Source organism: Pseudomonas sp. D4-21 (assembly GCF_051132125.1).
Lineage (GTDB): Bacteria > Pseudomonadota > Gammaproteobacteria > Pseudomonadales > Pseudomonadaceae > Aquipseudomonas.
In genome coordinates, this window is sequence record NZ_CP071664.1 from 3,900,048 (window position 1) to 3,916,294 (window position 16,247).

12 protein-coding genes and 1 pseudogene are annotated in these 16,247 nt (G+C 60.9%); 5 read left to right on the plus strand and 8 right to left on the minus strand.

Features of this window, described 5'->3' with window-relative positions; all coding sequences use genetic code 11:
• Nucleotides 1-3: 3 nt before the first annotated feature.
• The 3 genes from mupP to J3Q04_RS17360 all read left to right on the plus strand — a co-directional run bounded on the left by mupP (nt 4) and on the right by J3Q04_RS17360 (nt 2,901).
• The gene (mupP, locus tag J3Q04_RS17350; protein WP_420767783.1) at nt 4-675 is read left to right on the plus strand and encodes an N-acetylmuramic acid 6-phosphate phosphatase MupP; all 672 of its coding nucleotides are present in this window, start codon (nt 4-6) and stop codon (nt 673-675) included.
• 199 nt (nt 676-874) lie between these two features.
• Nucleotides 875-1,615 carry a YciK family oxidoreductase gene (locus tag J3Q04_RS17355; RefSeq protein WP_434610331.1) on the plus strand — a complete coding sequence of 247 codons (741 nt, stop codon included), beginning with the start codon at nt 875-877 and terminating at the stop codon, nt 1,613-1,615.
• A gap of 359 nt (nt 1,616-1,974) precedes the next feature.
• Nucleotides 1,975-2,901, plus strand: coding sequence for a GGDEF domain-containing protein (locus J3Q04_RS17360; RefSeq protein WP_420767781.1), 927 nt, complete (start codon nt 1,975-1,977; stop codon nt 2,899-2,901).
• A gap of 2,086 nt (nt 2,902-4,987) precedes the next feature.
• Here J3Q04_RS17360 and J3Q04_RS17365 read toward each other — a convergent pair.
• The 7 genes from J3Q04_RS17365 to J3Q04_RS17395 all read right to left on the minus strand — a co-directional run bounded on the left by J3Q04_RS17365 (nt 4,988) and on the right by J3Q04_RS17395 (nt 12,988).
• Complete coding sequence (locus tag J3Q04_RS17365; protein WP_420767904.1) at nt 4,988-5,758, minus strand: TenA family transcriptional regulator; 771 nt, start codon at nt 5,756-5,758, stop codon at nt 4,988-4,990.
• A 79-nt stretch (nt 5,759-5,837) separates the two neighbouring features.
• The gene (locus J3Q04_RS17370; protein ID WP_434610328.1) at nt 5,838-8,297 is read right to left on the minus strand and encodes an EAL domain-containing protein; all 2,460 of its coding nucleotides are present in this window, start codon (nt 8,295-8,297) and stop codon (nt 5,838-5,840) included.
• Between the two features lie 190 nt (nt 8,298-8,487).
• Nucleotides 8,488-10,317, minus strand: a complete 1,830-nt coding sequence (locus tag J3Q04_RS17375; protein ID WP_434610326.1) for an ABC transporter ATP-binding protein — start codon at nt 10,315-10,317, stop codon at nt 8,488-8,490.
• Entirely contained in the window at nt 10,310-10,912 is a 603-nt protein-coding gene (locus tag J3Q04_RS17380; RefSeq protein ID WP_434611540.1) for a DsbA family protein, read from the minus strand. Before J3Q04_RS17380 ends, J3Q04_RS17375 begins: the two co-directional genes overlap by 8 nt.
• Nucleotides 10,913-10,948: 36 nt before the next feature.
• Complete coding sequence (locus tag J3Q04_RS17385) at nt 10,949-11,890, minus strand: rhodanese-related sulfurtransferase (RefSeq protein ID WP_420767907.1); 942 nt, start codon at nt 11,888-11,890, stop codon at nt 10,949-10,951.
• Nucleotides 11,891-12,153: 263 nt separating this feature from the next.
• Nucleotides 12,154-12,453: a BolA family protein gene (locus J3Q04_RS17390; RefSeq protein ID WP_420767908.1), complete on the minus strand. Its 300-nt coding sequence runs from the start codon at nt 12,451-12,453 to the stop codon at nt 12,154-12,156.
• A gap of 13 nt (nt 12,454-12,466) precedes the next feature.
• On the minus strand, nt 12,467-12,988 hold the full coding sequence (locus tag J3Q04_RS17395) for a DUF2059 domain-containing protein (protein WP_420767909.1): 522 nt from the start codon (nt 12,986-12,988) through the stop codon (nt 12,467-12,469).
• 202 nt (nt 12,989-13,190) lie between these two features.
• Here J3Q04_RS17395 and J3Q04_RS17400 point away from each other — a divergent pair, with 202 nt between their 5' ends.
• Nucleotides 13,191-14,585: a class II fumarate hydratase gene (locus J3Q04_RS17400; protein ID WP_030141034.1), complete on the plus strand. Its 1,395-nt coding sequence runs from the start codon at nt 13,191-13,193 to the stop codon at nt 14,583-14,585.
• Nucleotides 14,586-14,755: 170 nt separating this feature from the next.
• Here J3Q04_RS17400 and J3Q04_RS17405 read toward each other — a convergent pair whose 3' ends face one another.
• Nucleotides 14,756-15,718 carry a DMT family transporter gene (locus J3Q04_RS17405; protein ID WP_420767914.1) on the minus strand — a complete coding sequence of 321 codons (963 nt, stop codon included), beginning with the start codon at nt 15,716-15,718 and terminating at the stop codon, nt 14,756-14,758.
• A gap of 190 nt (nt 15,719-15,908) precedes the next feature.
• On the opposite strand from J3Q04_RS17405, the pseudogene J3Q04_RS17410 reads away from it, so the two are divergent.
• A pseudogene (locus tag J3Q04_RS17410) lies at nt 15,909-16,103 on the plus strand (DUF6316 family protein); the annotation flags it as partial.
• Nucleotides 16,104-16,247 lie beyond the last annotated feature (144 nt).

Here is a 16,247-nt window from a genome sequence, read left to right on the forward strand (position 1 = left end):
TCGATGCGTCTCAAAGCGGTTCTCTTCGACATGGACGGCACGCTGCTCGACACCGCGCCCGACTTCATCGCCATCTGCCAGGCCATGCGCGCCGACCGTGGCTTGCCGCCGATGAACACCCAGCACATCCGCGACGAAATTTCCGGCGGTGCCCGGGCGATGGTCGCGGCGACGTTCTCGATGGACCCCGAATCGCCGGGCTTCGAAGAACTGCGCCAGGAATTCCTCGACCGTTACCTCAAAGGGTGCGCGGTTCACAGTCACCTGTTCGACGGCATGGCCGAAGTGCTGGCCGACATCGAGGCGGCCAACCTTATCTGGGGCGTGGTCACCAACAAACCGGTACGTTTTGCCGAGCCGATCATGCAGCAGCTGGGCCTGGCCGAGCGCTCGAAAGTGTTGATCTGCCCCGACCATGTGAAAAACAGCAAGCCGGATCCCGAACCGTTGACCCTGGCCTGCAAGATGCTCGACCTGGACCCGGCCAGCGTGCTGTTCGTGGGGGATGACCTACGCGATATCGAGTCGGGCCGCGGCGCTGGCACCAAGACCTGTGCGGTCACTTATGGCTATATCCATCCAGACGACAATCCCAAGCACTGGGGCGCGGATGTGGTGATCGACCATCCCCTGGCCCTGCGTGAAGTGCTGGATAACGCGTTGTGCAGTTGCTGATCTGAGGCCCGCTCTTGTGGCGAGGGAGCTTGCTGTGGCGAGGGGATTTATCCCCGCTGGGGTGCGCAGCGTCCCCAAAAATATAACTGCCACCGCAGTACATCAAACCGAACCCAGAGGGGCGGTGCGACGTTTCGATAAATCCCCTCGCCACAACTGCGCACCACTGACGCATTGTTTTGTTTCGTGAGGTTTCTTTATGTTTGATTACTCCGCCCGCCCCGACCTGCTCGAAGGCCGCATCATTCTCGTCACCGGCGCCGGCCGCGGGATCGGCGCCGCTGCCGCCAAGGCTTATGCCGCCCATGGCGCCACCGTGCTGTTGCTGGGCAAGACCGAGGCCAACCTGACCCAGGTCTATGACGAAATCGAAGCGGCCGGCCATCCGCAACCAGCGGTGATTCCCTTCAACCTCGAAACTGCCCTGCCCCATCAATACGATGAGCTGGCCGCCATGATCGAGGCCGAGTTCGGTCACCTCGACGGGCTGCTGCACAACGCCTCGATCATTGGTCCGCGCACGCCGCTGGAGCAGCTTTCCGGCGAGAATTTCATGCGCGTGATGCAAGTGAACGTCAACGCCATGTTCATGCTCACCAGCACGTTGTTGCCGCTGCTCAAATTGTCCAGGGATGCCTCCGTGGTGTTCACTTCCAGCAGCGTCGGACGCAAAGGCCGGGCGTATTGGGGCGCTTATGGCGTGTCCAAGTTCGCCACCGAGGGGCTGATGCAAACTCTCGCTGACGAAGTCGACACCGTAGCGCCAGTGCGTTCCAACAGCATCAATCCCGGCGCCACCCGCACCAGCATGCGGGCCCAGGCCTACCCGGGAGAAAATCCGCTCAACAATCCGACACCCGAAGAAATCATGCCGGTCTACCTGTACCTCATGGGACCTGACAGCCAGGGCGTCAATGGCCAGGCGCTCAACGCGCAGTGACAGCCATCCGCGTCGCGGCGGTTTACCGTCGCGACGCACCCTTCCTCGATGCGCCACCCAACCGAAACGCCAAGCCGTTGCCGCCGCTTGCTCGCATTACGACCACCGTCAGTCATCAACGCCTTGATTCAATAGTGGTTTTTATCAAGGTGAACTGAATGGCACGAGTTTCGCTCTAACCCTTTTAAACACGCCGTGTCCGGCGAGTAGCGAACATTGCGAAGGGTTTATGCCTGCCAGATAAAGCGGACTAAACTCAACTCAGTGTCCTTCGGGACTGATGGATCAGTACGACGCGTAGCCTAGGGCCACCTCACCCCCGCCGGTCAGGATCGATAAAGTTCAGGGGCTCACGCCATATGAAAACGCCCACACAGACCAACGCGATCGACTTTGATAGCGCCAAGTTGCAGCGCCTGGGCCTGGCCCAGCCGTCTCCACTCGTGGCGCGGCCCGTCAGCCTGTCCCAGCTGCGCCAACAACTTGGTCAACAGTTGCAGACCAGCCTGGAACCGCAACGGATCCTTGGCTTGTTCTTCCGCGAAGTGCAACGGCTGGTGCCCTTGGACGCGCTGGCGTATCAGCACAAGCCCAGCGACCTGCGTATGGAATTCGGCCAACGCGGACACCACAACCTCAGCTACAACCTCAGCCATGAGGGCGAACATCTGGGTGAGCTGGTGTTCCGCCGCAATCAGCGCTTTACCGAGTCGGAACAGAGCGATCTGGAATCGACACTGTCTTCGCTGTTTTTTCCGCTGCGCAACGCCTTGCTCTACCGCGCCGCCACCCAAAGCGCCCTACGCGATCCGCTGACCGGCACCGGCAACCGCATCGCGATGGACCAGACGCTGGAACGTGAGATCGACATGGCCCGGCGCCACATGCAGCCACTGTCGCTGTTGATGCTGGACATCGATCATTTCAAGCGGATCAACGACACCCATGGGCATGGTGTCGGCGATGAAGTGCTCAGGGCCGTCGCTGACTCGATCAAAAGCCATCTGCGCAATGTCGACATGGTGTTCCGGTTTGGCGGGGAAGAGTTCCTGATCCTGCTGGCCAACACCAGCCGGGATGCCGCGGCCATGGTCGGCGAACGGCTGCGTTATGCCGCCCAGACCCAGGATTATTTCGCCGGCGGGACAAGGATTGAACTGACCGTCAGCCTCGGCTGCGCGACATTGCTGCCGGGCGAGTCGGCCGAAAGCCTCTTGCGCCGAGCCGACAGTGCGCTGTATGTAGCAAAGCGCGAGGGCAGAAACCGGTTGACGATGGCGGGCTGAAGCCCCAACTGCTTGACGCCGACACACCGCCATCGCGAGCAGGCTCGCTCCCACAGGGGATTGGCGGTGTACATAAGATCCTCACTCACCACAAAGCCACTGTGGGAGCGAGCCTGCTCGCGAAGGGGCCGGGTCTGCCAACGCAAGATTAACTGCCAGCCCGCCATCGCGAGCAAGCTCGCTCCCACAGGGGATTGGCGGTGTACATAGGATCTTCACTCACCACAAAACCACTGTGGCAGCGAGCCTGCTCGCGAAGGGGCCGGGTCTGCCAATACAAGATTAACTGCCAGACCGCCATCGCGAGCAAGCTCGCTCCCACAAGGGATTGGCGGTGTACATAAGATCTTCACTCACCACAAAACCACTGTGGGAGCGAGCCTGCTCGCGAAGGGGCCGGGCCTGCCAACGCAAGGTTAACTGCCAGACCGCCATCGCGAGCAGGCTCGCTCCCACAAGGGATTGGCGGTGTGCATAAGATCTTCACTCACCACAAAACCACTGTGGGAGCGAGCCTGCTCGCGAAGGGGTCGGACCTGCCAACGCAAGGTTAACTGCCAGCCCGCCGTCGCGAGCAAGCTCGCTCCCACAAGGGATTGGCGGTGTACATAAGATCTTCACTCACCACAAAGCCACTGTGGGAGCGAGCCTGCTCGCGAAGGGGCCGGGCCTGCCAACACAAGGTCAACAGCCAGCCCGCCATCGCGAGCAGGCTCGCTCCCACAGGGGATTGGCGGTGTACATAAGATCTTCACTCACCACAAAGCCACTGTGGGAGCGAGCCTGCTCGCGAAGGGACCGGGCCTGCCAACGCAAGGTTAACTGCCAGACCGCTATCGCGAGCAAGCTCGCTCCCACAAGGGATTGGCGGTGTACATAAGATCTTCACTCACCACAAAGCCACTGTGGGAGCGAGCCTGCTCGCGAAGGGGCCGGGCCTGCCAACACAAGGTCAACAGCCAGCCCGCCATCGCGAGCAAGCTCGCTCCCACAAGGGATTGGCGGTGTACATAAGATCTTCACTCACCACAAAACCACTGTGGGAGCGAGCCTGCTCGCGAAGGGGCCGGGTCTGCCAACTCAGGTTAACTGCCAGACCGCCATCGCGAGCAGGCTCGCTCCCACAAGGGATTGGCGGTGTACATAAGATCTTCACTCACCACAAAACCACTGTGGCAGCGAGCCTGCTCGCGAAGGGGCCGGGCCTGCCAACGCAAGATTAACTGCCAGACCGCCATCGCGAGCAGGCTCGCTCCCACAAGGGATTGGCGGTGTAGATAAGATCTTCACTCACCACAAAACCACTGTGGGAGCGAGCCTGCTCGCGAAGGGGCCGGGCCTGCCAACGCAAGGTTAACGGCCAGCCCGCCATCGCGAGCAAGCTCGCTCCCACAAGGGATTGGCGGTGTACATCAGATTTTCGATCCCCACAAAACCACTGTGGCAGCGAGCCTGCTCGCGAAGGGGCCGGGCCTGCCAACGCAAGGTTAACTGCCAGACCGTCATCGCGAGCAGGCTCGCTCCCACAGGGGATTGGCGGTGTACATCAGATTTTCGATCCCCACAAAACCACTGTGGGAGCGAGCTTGCTCGCGAAGGGGCCGGGCCTGCCAACGCAAGGTTAACTGCCAGACCGCCATCGCGAGCAGGCTCGCTCCCACAAGGGATTGGCGGTGTACATAAGATCTTCACTCACCACAAAGCCACTGTGGGAGCGAGCCTGCTCGCGAAGGGGCCGGGCCTGCCAACGCAAGGTTAACTGCCAGCCCGCCATCGCGAGCAAGGTCGCTCCCACAGGGGATTGGCGGTGCACATCAGATTTTCGATCCCCACAAAACCACTGTGGGAGCGAGCCTGCTCGCGAAGGGGCCGGGTCTGCCAACGCAAGATTAACTGCCAGACCGCCATCGCGAGCAAGGTCGCTCCCACAGGGGATTGGCGGTGTACATCAGATTTTCGATCCCCACAAAACCATTGTGGGAGCGAGCTTGCTCGCGAAGGGGCCGGAACATTCAACACAAGGTTGACGGTTCAGACCGCTTTCGCGAGCAAGCCCGCTCCCACAGGTGGGTCAAGCTATCGGGTATCAGCTACCCGCCAACGCCAGGCGCTCGCGGCTGGGCGGGGTCTTCTCGGCTACGCCCGATTGCTCCAGCTGCATGCATCGTTCCAGGAACAGATACATGTAGTCGTAGCTCTTGCAAACGGCCTGCCGCAGCTCCACCTGCAGCGCCTTGCTCGGGTTCATGCCCGCCAGTGTGCAGATGATTTCCAGCGCTTCCCAAGGGTGGGCATCGTCATACTGGGCATGCATCTTCAGCCATTTCATGGCCCGCTTGCGGTCTTCCTCGGCGAAGGCCGATGCGTAGACGCCATTGGAGCAGACCAGCGCCGACCATTCCCCGGTCGCGCCCTCGATGGCGTAGTTGGTCGCCGCGATCGCCACGATCAGCGAGTCCGCCGAGCTGGTGTGCCAGCACCAATGGCTCAGTGCGTGCAGCTCGGGCGGCACCTGCTGTGCCTGGAGATCCTCGAGCGTCACACCATGGGCGGCGCTCCAGTTCACCCAGTAGTCGGCGTGATTGAGTTCGACACGAATGTTGCGCATCAGCCAGCGACGCGCCATGTCCTCGCCAGGGTGGCGGGCAAAGCGGGTCTTGGTGAGATTCTGTGCCATGTATAAAGCGAACTGTTCAACGACCGGCCAACCACCAATGAGGTAGTGGCGCATGGTCTTGGCGCTGAGCTTGTTGTCACGCATGCGTTGATACAGCTCGTGTTCGACAACCCGGCGCTTGCTCTCGCTGCAATCTGTAATGAGCTGCTGTGCCCATTTCGGATAGCTACTAGCGTCCATGAGCGGGCCTGTTCGGTTGAATGTGTCGATCACTGTCGGGCTCCTTTTGATTGTGATTTTTTGCGGACCAACAAGAGTTTCAGCGGAACGTGCCGGGGGCCTTGAATAACAACGGCTGGGGCCTGGCCGGCCTGCACTGCAATGTGTCACAGGTAAACATTTGTGGACGCTCGATAACATACCCCTGAGCGTAATCCACGCCAATCTCAAGCAATGCCTGTTCGATCTGTACCGTTTCTACGAACTCGGCAATCGTACGCTTACCCATGACGTGGCCGATATGATTGATCACTTCGACCATTGCCCGGTTAATCGGGTCGTCCAGCATATCCTTTACGAAACTCCCATCGATCTTCAGGAAGTCTACAGGTAAATGTTTCAAGTAAGCGAATGAAGACATTCCGGCACAAAAGTCATCCAGGGAAAAGTAACAACCCAAGCCTTTGAGTTCATTGATAAAGCGGATCGCACTGCCCAGATTGGAAATTGCACTGGTCTCGGTAATTTCAAAACAAATCATTTCTGGTGGGATGGCGTACGTCTCAAACTGTTTACGCAGGAAGTCCAGGAATGCCTGATCTCCTATAGTCGTGCCTGACAGATTAATCGCACACATTGCCAACGGACCCCGCCTTGATTCGTTCAGGCACTGGCGAATGATCCTGAAAACATTCTCCACTACCCAACGGTCCAGCGAAGTCATCAGGCCATAACGTTCCGCCGCCGGGATGAAACTGTCCGGCAGGATCATCCGGCCCGCCTCGTCATGCAGGCGCAACAGGATTTCAATGTGACCGCCGCCATGGTCACCGGGACCCAATGCGGCAATTTCCTGGGCGTAGAGACAGAAGCGATTTTCTTCCAGGGCCATATGCAGGCGCTGGACCCAGGCCATCTCGCCGAAACGCAGGGACAGTTCCGAATCGTCGGCATGGTAGACCTGGACCCGGTTGCGCCCTTTTTCCTTGGCCATGTAGCACGCCATGTCCGCGGCCCGCAGGGACGCCTCCAGCGTGGTCGGACTCTGGGCGATGTGCACGAGGCCAATGCTCACGGTGGTCACGAATGGCCGACCTTTCCATACAAAATGCAGGTTCTGTACGGTCTGGCGCAGACCTTCGGCAATTTTTTCCGCCGCGTCCGGCGAACAGTTTTCCAACAAGATGCCGAACTCATCCCCGCCCAGCCGGGCCAATGTATCGTTTTCCCGCAACCCCGATTGCAGCAGCGCGCAAATATGGCGCAGCAACTCGTCACCCGCGGCATGACCGCACGTGTCGTTGACCAGCTTGAACTGATCCAGGTCGAGAAACATCAAGGCGTGGCGGCCCACTTGCCGAGTGAGGTTATGCAGGGCCTGTTCGAGGCGGTATTCGAATTCGCGACGGTTCGCCAGGCCGGTCAATGCATCGTGCGTGGCCTGCCAGGACAGGTTGGCGATGTACTGCCGCTCCTGGGTCATGTCGTGCAACACCAGCACCGCGCCGCTGACCTTGCCCGAGTGGCGGATCGGCGCACCGACCAGCGTGACCGACACGGTACTGCCGTCCAGCCTCTGGATCAGCTTGGAATGTTCGCTGCCGCCGCCAAGCCGCCCGCTGAGGATATGCTCGATCAATGTCAGCCCCTCGGTCTGGGCATTGTCGTCGAGCAGATTGAACAGCGCCGCCAGGGGCAGCCCCGCCGCATGCTCGGCTTTCCAGTGCGTCATCGCTTCGGCCGCGGGGTTCATGTAGGCAATGGCGCCTTCAACGTCGGTGGTGATCACCCCGTCGCCGATCGATTGCAGGGTGATCTGCGCCCGCTCCTTCTCTAACTGCAGCGCGTTGGCGAAGACTTGTCGCTGGGCCAGCAATTTATGCGTGCGCAACAGCGCCAGCACGATCAGCCCCAGGGCCGTGGCGAAGTTGGTCACGAGCAACAGGCGCAGGATGAACCGCGACCCCTCGCCCAGCGCATCGCTGAAAGCCTTGGCGGCCGGCGTCACCGAATCGTTGATCGCGAAAATCTGCGCTTTCCAGCCTCGCACGTCGTTTTCCGTCACCTCCCCCGCCGTGATGCTGCGGTGCATTTGTCGCGCGACATTATCCAGCTCGGTGAGGTAGCCATCGCCCACTGTCCAGAGGTCGATGGCTTCTTCCAGGTAACTGAAGTGGCGAAAGTTGAGGTACAGCCAGATCAGGCTGGAAACGTCGTCCGGATGATTCCCGCCCTGGAGGATCCCGGCCCGCGCCGCTTCCAGGTCCGGCGGTTGGCGGTCGAGGGCCACGCGAAGGTCATGGCCGCCCTCAGGCACGGCGATGGCCTGTTGGTATTTGCGGAAAATCGATTCGTCACGGCTGTCGGCATACAAATTGAGGTAATAAATGGCGTCTTTCTGGCCCTTGGACCAAAGACTTTCCCCCGCCACATATCCGCGTACCGCAGACAAGACATACAGGCTGACGCCGCCAAGCAATGCTTGAAATAGCACAACGGCAATAAAGGGCCAGACAATGCCCAACAATCGTGGCGTTCCGAGAGTCCGCTTTTGCTTCATGAGGTCCCTTGCACAAGCATTGCCAATGAGCACCCGCGAGAATTCCGCTCCAGATTCCACAGCCTAGGCTAGTTTTCGATCCTTCGAACGAATGGATCACGGGATCGCTTGGCTTGGGGTGGAGATTCGGACGAATCGGGGGCTCTGGCTGATTTTTTTCCGATACTAAGCACAGAAAAGCAAAGGAAACTCAAGGTCGCTGTATTTGTTGCAAGTGACCATAGAGTCGAGCGTACAAACCACCCTCGGCAATCAGTTGCAGATGGTCACCGTCTTCGGCGATTTGCCCGCCGTCGAATACCAATACCCGGTCGGCCTGTTTCACCGCCGATAATCGGTGGGCGATGATCAAGGTGGTGCGCCCGTGCAGGAACTTCGCCAATGCCTGGTGCAGGTTATATTCGGTGGCGGCGTCCAGCGCCGATGTGGCTTCATCGAGAATCACCACCCGGGGATCGGCCAGGACCATGCGCGCAATCGCCAGTCGCTGACGCTGCCCGCCCGACAACCTCACCCCGGATCGACCCACAACACTCTCCAGCCCCATGGGCAGCGCCCGCACTGTCGATTCGAGCTGGGCGATCGCCAGTGCTCGCCAGCAATCCTCATCGCTGCAGTCGCGACCCATGGACAAATTGGCCCGCACCGTGTCGTTGAACAGCGCGGGGTGCTGAAGCACCACCGCGACATTTTCCCGGATGGTTTCCAGGCCGATTTCCTGTTGGCTCGCGCCCCCGAACCGAATACTGCCGGCCTGTGGCGTATAGAGCCCCAACAGCAGTTGCACCAGGGTGCTTTTTCCGCCACCGCTGGCCCCGACGATTGCGACCTTTTCCCCCGGCGAGATGGACAGGTTCATCTGATCGAGCACCCGCTCCTCGCCGTAGCCAAAACTGAGCCCCTGAATGTCGATGCCTACCGTGTCCCGCCCTTTGAATGGGTCGACGCCACCGTCGTACTGAGGCTCATCGGCGCGGGCCAGCAATTCGTTGATGCGATTCAAGGCGCCGGACGCCGCGTAATAGGCGTATTGCAGGTTCAGCAGTTGCTCGACTGGGCCAATCATGAACCACAAGTAGCTGAACACCGCGAGCATCTGGCCCACGGACAGGTCCGAAAACAACACGGTGAGCATGGCCGCGGCGCGGAAAATGTCGATGCCGAACTGGAACAGCAGGCCACTGGCACGGTTCGAGGCGTCGGTTTTCCATTGTGAATTCACCGCGTAGTCCCGGACATCCCGGGCACGGATCCCCAATCGTCCGAGGAAAAATCCCTGGCGGTTACCGGCGCGTACTTCCTGGATGGCATCCAGGGTTTCAGTCAGCGCCTGGGTGAAACGCGAGGTGCTGTCGTTTTCCAGCTTCTTCAGGTGCTTGACCCGCTTGCCCAGTTGCACCGTGGCGTAGATCACCAACGGATTGAACAACAGGATCAGCAGCGCCAGCTTCCAGTGCATGCACATCAGGATCCCGGCGGTGCCCACCAGGGTCAGCATGGCCACCAGGAACCGGCTAAGGGTTTCGCCGACGAACTTGTCCAGGGTGTCCAGGTCGGTGACCAGATGGGTGGTCACGGTGCCGCTGCCCAGGCTTTCGTATTCGCCGAGGGAAATGCGTTTGAGGCGTTCAATCAGCCGGATACGGATGCGATAGACGATGTCCTTGGCCAGGCTGGCGAATAAACGGGCCTGCAAGACGTTGAACAGCAATGCGCCGCAACGCAGTGCCAACGTCACGAGCAGCATCAACCCAATGTAGCCGGCCGCACTCTGCCAGGCCGCCGGCAGCGCATGATTCATGACCTTCAATGCCGCGTCGCCATGACCCAGCAAGACTTCGTCCACGAGCAACGGCAGCAACAACGGGATGGGTACGCTGCACAGCGTCGCCAGCACGGCAACGCCGTTGGCGATCCACAGGGCTTTTTTGTGCTTGAGGGCCAGGCGACGGATTTCCGCCCAGCTCAACCGATCGATGCGCCGCGTGGCGGATACGCCATCACCGGGCAGGTCAGGCACAGGCCGCGCGCTCCAACCAGCGGCCCAGCAGCGGGGCCAACTGATCCAAAGGTTGGTAGCCGTTGGTCAGCAAGGCCAATTGGCCGTCCCGTTCGGCCAGCAGCGTGGGGAATCCGGCGATGCCCAGGTCTTGTACCCAAGTGAAGTCAGCGGCCGTGGCGGCATGTTGATCGGCGCGATCGAAGGCGGCGGCAAACTCGATGCGAGGCAGCCCGGCCTGCTCCGCCAGTTCCACCAGGACGCTGGCGTGGGTCACGTCGCGACCCTGTGCATAAAAAGCCCGCTGGATCAGCTTCATCAGCGTCCAGGCCATGTCCGGCGCCAGGCTGCGGGCCGTCACCAGCGCGCGGCAAGCGGGCTCGGTGTCGTAGACAAAACCGTCCGGTAGCGCACCCTCGAGCTTGAACGGCTGGCCGGTGGCCTGGGTGACCGCCTGCCAGTGTTCCAAGATGTAGCGCCGAGTCGTCGGCTCCAAGGCCGAACCGCTGCCAGTGCGCAAGCCGCCCACCACCAGGTGCAATTCCACGCCCGCGGCCTGCGCCTGCTCGGCCAACGCCTCGGCCACCGGCGCGAAGCCCCAGCACCAGGAACACATCGGGTCCATCACATACAGCAGGCGCGACGCCATGGCTCAAGCCTCGGAAGGTGTTTGCTTGTAGTTGTAGCCGATCGGGTGCGGCATGTTGCGGGCCTTGGCCAGTTCGATCTGCTTTTGCCGGTCGATGGCGCTGCGGCGGGTCTTCTCGCTCAGCTTGTCCCAGCAGTGCGGGCAACTGATCCCGGGCACGTAGTGCTCGGAGGCGCGATCTTCAACGCTCACCGGCGTACGGCATGCATGACATTGATCGTAGTCGCCTTCGCTGAGATCGTGGCGCACGGTCACGCGGTTATCGAATACAAAGCAGTCGCCGCGCCATTTGGTTTCTTCCTGGGGCACCTCTTCAAGGTATTTCAGGATGCCGCCCTTGAGGTGATAGACCTCGTCGAAACCTTGGCCAAGCATATAGCTCGACGCTTTTTCACAACGAATGCCACCGGTGCAGAACATCGCCACTTTCTTGTGCCGGGTTGGGTCGAAGTGGGCTTTGATGTAGTCGGGGAACTCTCGGAAGCTGGTGGTCTTGGGATCGATGGCGCCTTCGAAGGTGCCGATGGCCACTTCGTAGTCATTGCGCGTGTCGATCAGCAGGACTTCCGGATCGCTGATCAAGGCGTTCCAGTCTTGCGGCTCGACATAGGTGCCAACCTGCTTGTTCGGGTCCACGCCGTCGACGCCGAGGGTGACGATTTCTTTCTTGAGCTTGACCTTGGTGCGGTAGAACGGCTGCTCGTCGCAGTACGACTCCTTGTGGTCGATATCATCCATGCGCGGGTCGTTCTTGAGCCAGGCCATCAATCCGTCAATCCCTTCGCGGGTGCCGGAAACGGTGCCGTTGATGCCTTCTTCGGCGATCAACAACGTGCCTTTGATGCCGTTGTCGAGCATCGCCTTGAGCAGGGGCTCGCGCAGCTCGACGTAATCTTCCAGGGTGACGAACTTATACAGTGCCGCCACGACAATGGGTGGTGTCATGGGTATTTCTCCAGGTGGCTACCCTCGCAAAGGGTGAACCGGATGCGAAAAAAAACGCGCCGGGTAAGCGGCGCGGTGCGGATTCTAGCAAAAACATATGTATTGCAGGGCTGCAATTGCACGGCCGGACACTGCCCTGTGGCGAGGGGATTTATCCCCGCTCGGCTGCGAAGCAGGCGCCAGGCTTCCTTCCGGATGGGCCTGCTTCGCAGGCCAGCGGGGATGAATCCCCTCGCCACAACGAGCTACTTCACCCATGACAATCAGTGCTTGCTGCCTCCGGCACAGGTCGGCGAAGCCGGGGCCGCGTCGATCTGGGCCCATTCTTGCGGCGTGTAGGTGTGCAGCGCCAGTGCATGGAATTCGCCCATCAATTCGCCCAGCGTGCCGTAGACCATCTGGTGACGCTTGACCCGATTGAGCCCCTCGAACTGTCGGCTGACCACGACCGCCTTGAAGTGGGTCTGCAACCCACGGCTGTGCATGTGGCTTTCGTCCAGCACTTGCAAGTGCTCGGGCTGCAGAAGCCCAAGGGTCGATTCAATGCGTTGTTGCATGCTCATGCCGGGGCTCCGCTTATGGCTTTTTCTTGGCCGGGGCAGCGGCTTTCGGCTCGAGCTCGGCGGTCATGTCCGCCAGCAGCTTGTTGACCACCGGCACCGCGCTTTCCAGCTTGGCCTGGGTCAGTTGCGCCGATTGCTGGGTCAGCTGGGGCATTTTTTCCAGGACTTTCTTGCCCAGGGGAGACTGATAGAAGGACACCAGTTCCTTGAGCTCCGATTCGCTGAAGTTGCTGGTGTAGAGCTTGACCATGTCCGGCTTGAGCTTGTTCCAGCCGATGGCCTGGTCCAGCGCGGCATTGGCCTTGGCCTGGTAGGTCTCCAGCGTGGCCTTTTTCGACTCGGGAGCTTTGGTCTGCTCGAAGCGCTGGGCAAACATCTGCTGTACTTGCATGTAGACGGGGGTACCCAGCTTGTCGGCATGCGCCAGGGTCAGGAACGCTTCGGCACTGGCGTTGTGGCTGGCGGTATCGGCGAAGACAGGGCCGCTGGCACACACCAGAGCAACGGCGGTACAGATGGCACGAAGACGGGTCATCGAGTTTCCTTTTCTAACAGGCGAGGTAAAACCCCAAGGGCGACCATTCTGCGCCTAATAAACGCCGGGGCTCAACCCCGACCCTTGGCGGGGCCGATTGACGGACAGAACCGCGCGCCCCTAGATTGAGGGGTGATTGAGGGAACCGCTGGCGCCCACCAGGGCCTAAACTGCGCATTCAGACCTACAGGAGTTTGACCCGATGAGCCGTATTGAAACCGACAGCCTTGGCCAGGTTGAAGTCCCGGATGAAGCCTATTGGGGCGCACAGACACAGCGCTCCATGATCAACTTTGCCATCGGCAACGAACGCATGCCGCTGTCGGTGTTGCACGCTTTGGCGCTGGTCAAAAAAGCCGCCGCGCGGGTCAACGACCGCAACGGTGACCTGCCCGCCGACATCGCCCGCCTGATAGAGCAGGCCGCCGACGAGGTGCTGGCCGGCCAGCATGACGACCAGTTTCCTCTGGTGGTCTGGCAGACCGGCAGCGGGACCCAGAGCAACATGAACGTCAACGAGGTCATCGCCGGGCGCGCCAATGAGCTGGCGGGCAACCCGCGAGGCGGCAAGAGCCCGGTTCACCCCAACGACCACGTCAACCGTTCCCAGAGTTCCAACGACTGCTTCCCCACCGCGATGCACATCGCCGCCGCCCAAGCCGTCTACCAGCAATTGCTGCCGGCCATCAGCGAGTTGTCGGGTGGTCTCGCGGAACTGGCGGCGCGCCATATGAAGCTGGTCAAGACCGGCCGTACCCACATGATGGACGCCACGCCGATCACGTTCGGCCAGGAACTGTCCGCGTTCATCGCCCAACTCGATTATGCCGAACGAGCGATCCGCGCCGCCTTGCCGGCCGTCTGCGAGCTGGCCCAGGGCGGCACGGCGGTGGGCACAGGGCTCAATTCCCCCCATGGTTTTGGCGAAGCGATTGCCGCTGAGTTGGCGGCGCTGTCCGGCTTGCCCTTCGTTACCGCGCCGAACAAGTTCGCTGCGCTGGCGGGCCATGAGCCGCTGACCACATTGTCCGGCGCGCTGAAGACCCTGGCCGTGACCCTGATGAAAATCGCCAACGACCTTCGCCTGCTGGGTTCCGGGCCGCGAGCGGGGTTTGCCGAGGTGAAATTGCCGGCCAACGAGCCGGGCAGTTCCATCATGCCTGGCAAGGTCAACCCGACCCAGTGCGAAGCCTTGTCGATGCTCGCCTGCCAAGTCCTGGGCAACGACGTGGCCATCGGTTTCGCCGCCAGCCAGGGTCACTTGCAGCTGAACGTGTTCAAGCCGGTGATCATCCACAACCTGCTGCAATCGATCCGCCTGCTGGCCGATGGCTGCAGCAACTTCCAACAGCATTGCATCGCCGGCCTCGAACCGGATGCCGAGCAGATGGCGGCGCACCTGGAACGCGGATTGATGCTAGTGACGGCGCTGAACCCGCACATCGGCTACGACAAGTCGGCGGAAATCGCCAAGAAAGCCTACAGCGAGGGGCTGACCCTGCGGGAGGCCGCGTTGCAGCTGGGGTACCTGACCGATGAGGAGTTCGAGGCCTGGGTCCGGCCGGAGAACATGCTGGAGGCCGGTGGGCAGGGTTGAGTTTGTTGTCCTGAAGGCCGCCATCGCGAGCAGGCTCGCTCCCACAGGGGCCGGTGTGGGCCTTGATGTCGAGTCCACAGACGAACCCATGTGGGAGCGAGCCTGCTCGCGATGGCGCCAGCAGGCTCGACATCACCATACATGACACCCACATACGCTCCCTCAGCGATCTAGCGACCCACCGCCAAACGCTCGCGCCGGGCCCTGAGCCCGGCGATGAGCGATGGTCCCAACGCCACCAGCGCGGACCCCAGCACGACCAACACCGCCCCGCCATACCCCAAAACATTGATCTGTTCGGCATGGACATACTCGGGCCACCACCAGGCGGCCATCGCCACGGCGGCGAACGTCACCAGCGGCGTGATCGCCAGGGTCGCGCTGACCCGCGAGGCTTCCCAATGGGCCAGCGCCTCGGCAAACGCACCATAAGCGATCAACGTGTTGAGGCAACAGGCGAGCAACAGCCAGCCCTGCAATGGGGTCAGTTGCAACGCCTCCAGCGGATGAACCCAAGGCGTGAGCAACAACGCGCAGAACAGGTAGATCACCATCATCACTTGCAATGAATTCCAGACCGTCAGCAGTTGCTTCTGGCCCAGGGCATAAAACGTCCAGACCGTCGACGCAGACAGCACCAGCAAGACCCCGGCGGTGTAGTCGCTCAACGACGTCAGCAACTCGGTGAGACGCTGGTTGAAGAACAGCGCAAAACCAATCAGCAACACCAGCAGGCCAATGCCCTGCCCCACGCTGAAACGCTCCTTGAATACAAACAGACTGGCGACCAGCAGCATGATCGGCCCCATCTGCACCACCAGTTGCGCCGTACCGGGACTCAAGCGGTTCAGGCCCATCAGGTACAGAACGTAGTTACCCACCAGCCCCAACACCGCCATCACCACCAGCCAGCCGCCACGCGGGCCGAGCACCTTGCGGCTGGGCAGGCGCCGTGTCGCCGCCAGGTACACGAAGAGCAACCCGCCGGACACCGTCAGCCGAAACCAGGTCACCGTCACCGGATCCATCACTTGCAGCACTTGCTTGAGCTTGATCGGCAGGATTCCCCACAACAGGGCGGTCAACAAAGCCAGAAGAAGCCCGTAGACCCAGCGACCGGACGATATGTGCATGCAACCCTCGAAGCCCTCGATATGAACGCCCATTCTAGGCTCGGATCGATCGGTGGCACAGGCACAATCGGGCATTTGGCGCCGACGCAATTGTACGGGTCGCTAGCCGTCGATCGGCTGGACAGGCGCAAACCTGCGACACCACATATGCTCAATTGAGACAACCACGCAGCCCCCATGGAGACCCGAAATGCCAGGAACGCGCGCAAACGATACAGACGCCCCCAAGACAGTATTCCGAAGTGACCGGATCTGCCGGGTAAATGGCGAATTTTATTTCAATACGCGCGAAGGCACCCAGGAAGGTCCGTTCGAAACTCGTGAGGCGGCGGAGCAGGAGATTGCGGCATACATCCAACGGATGCAGAAGTTGCCCAAGGTGGCTGAACAGTTTGCAGCTCCCGTGGCGAGGGAGCTTGCTCCCGCTGGGCCGCAAAGCGGCCCTTCTATGGTTCATACCCAGTAAAAAGGGGCAACTGCTTCGCAGCCGAGTGGGAGCAAGCGCCCTCGCCACGAAGCTCCTGAGGCG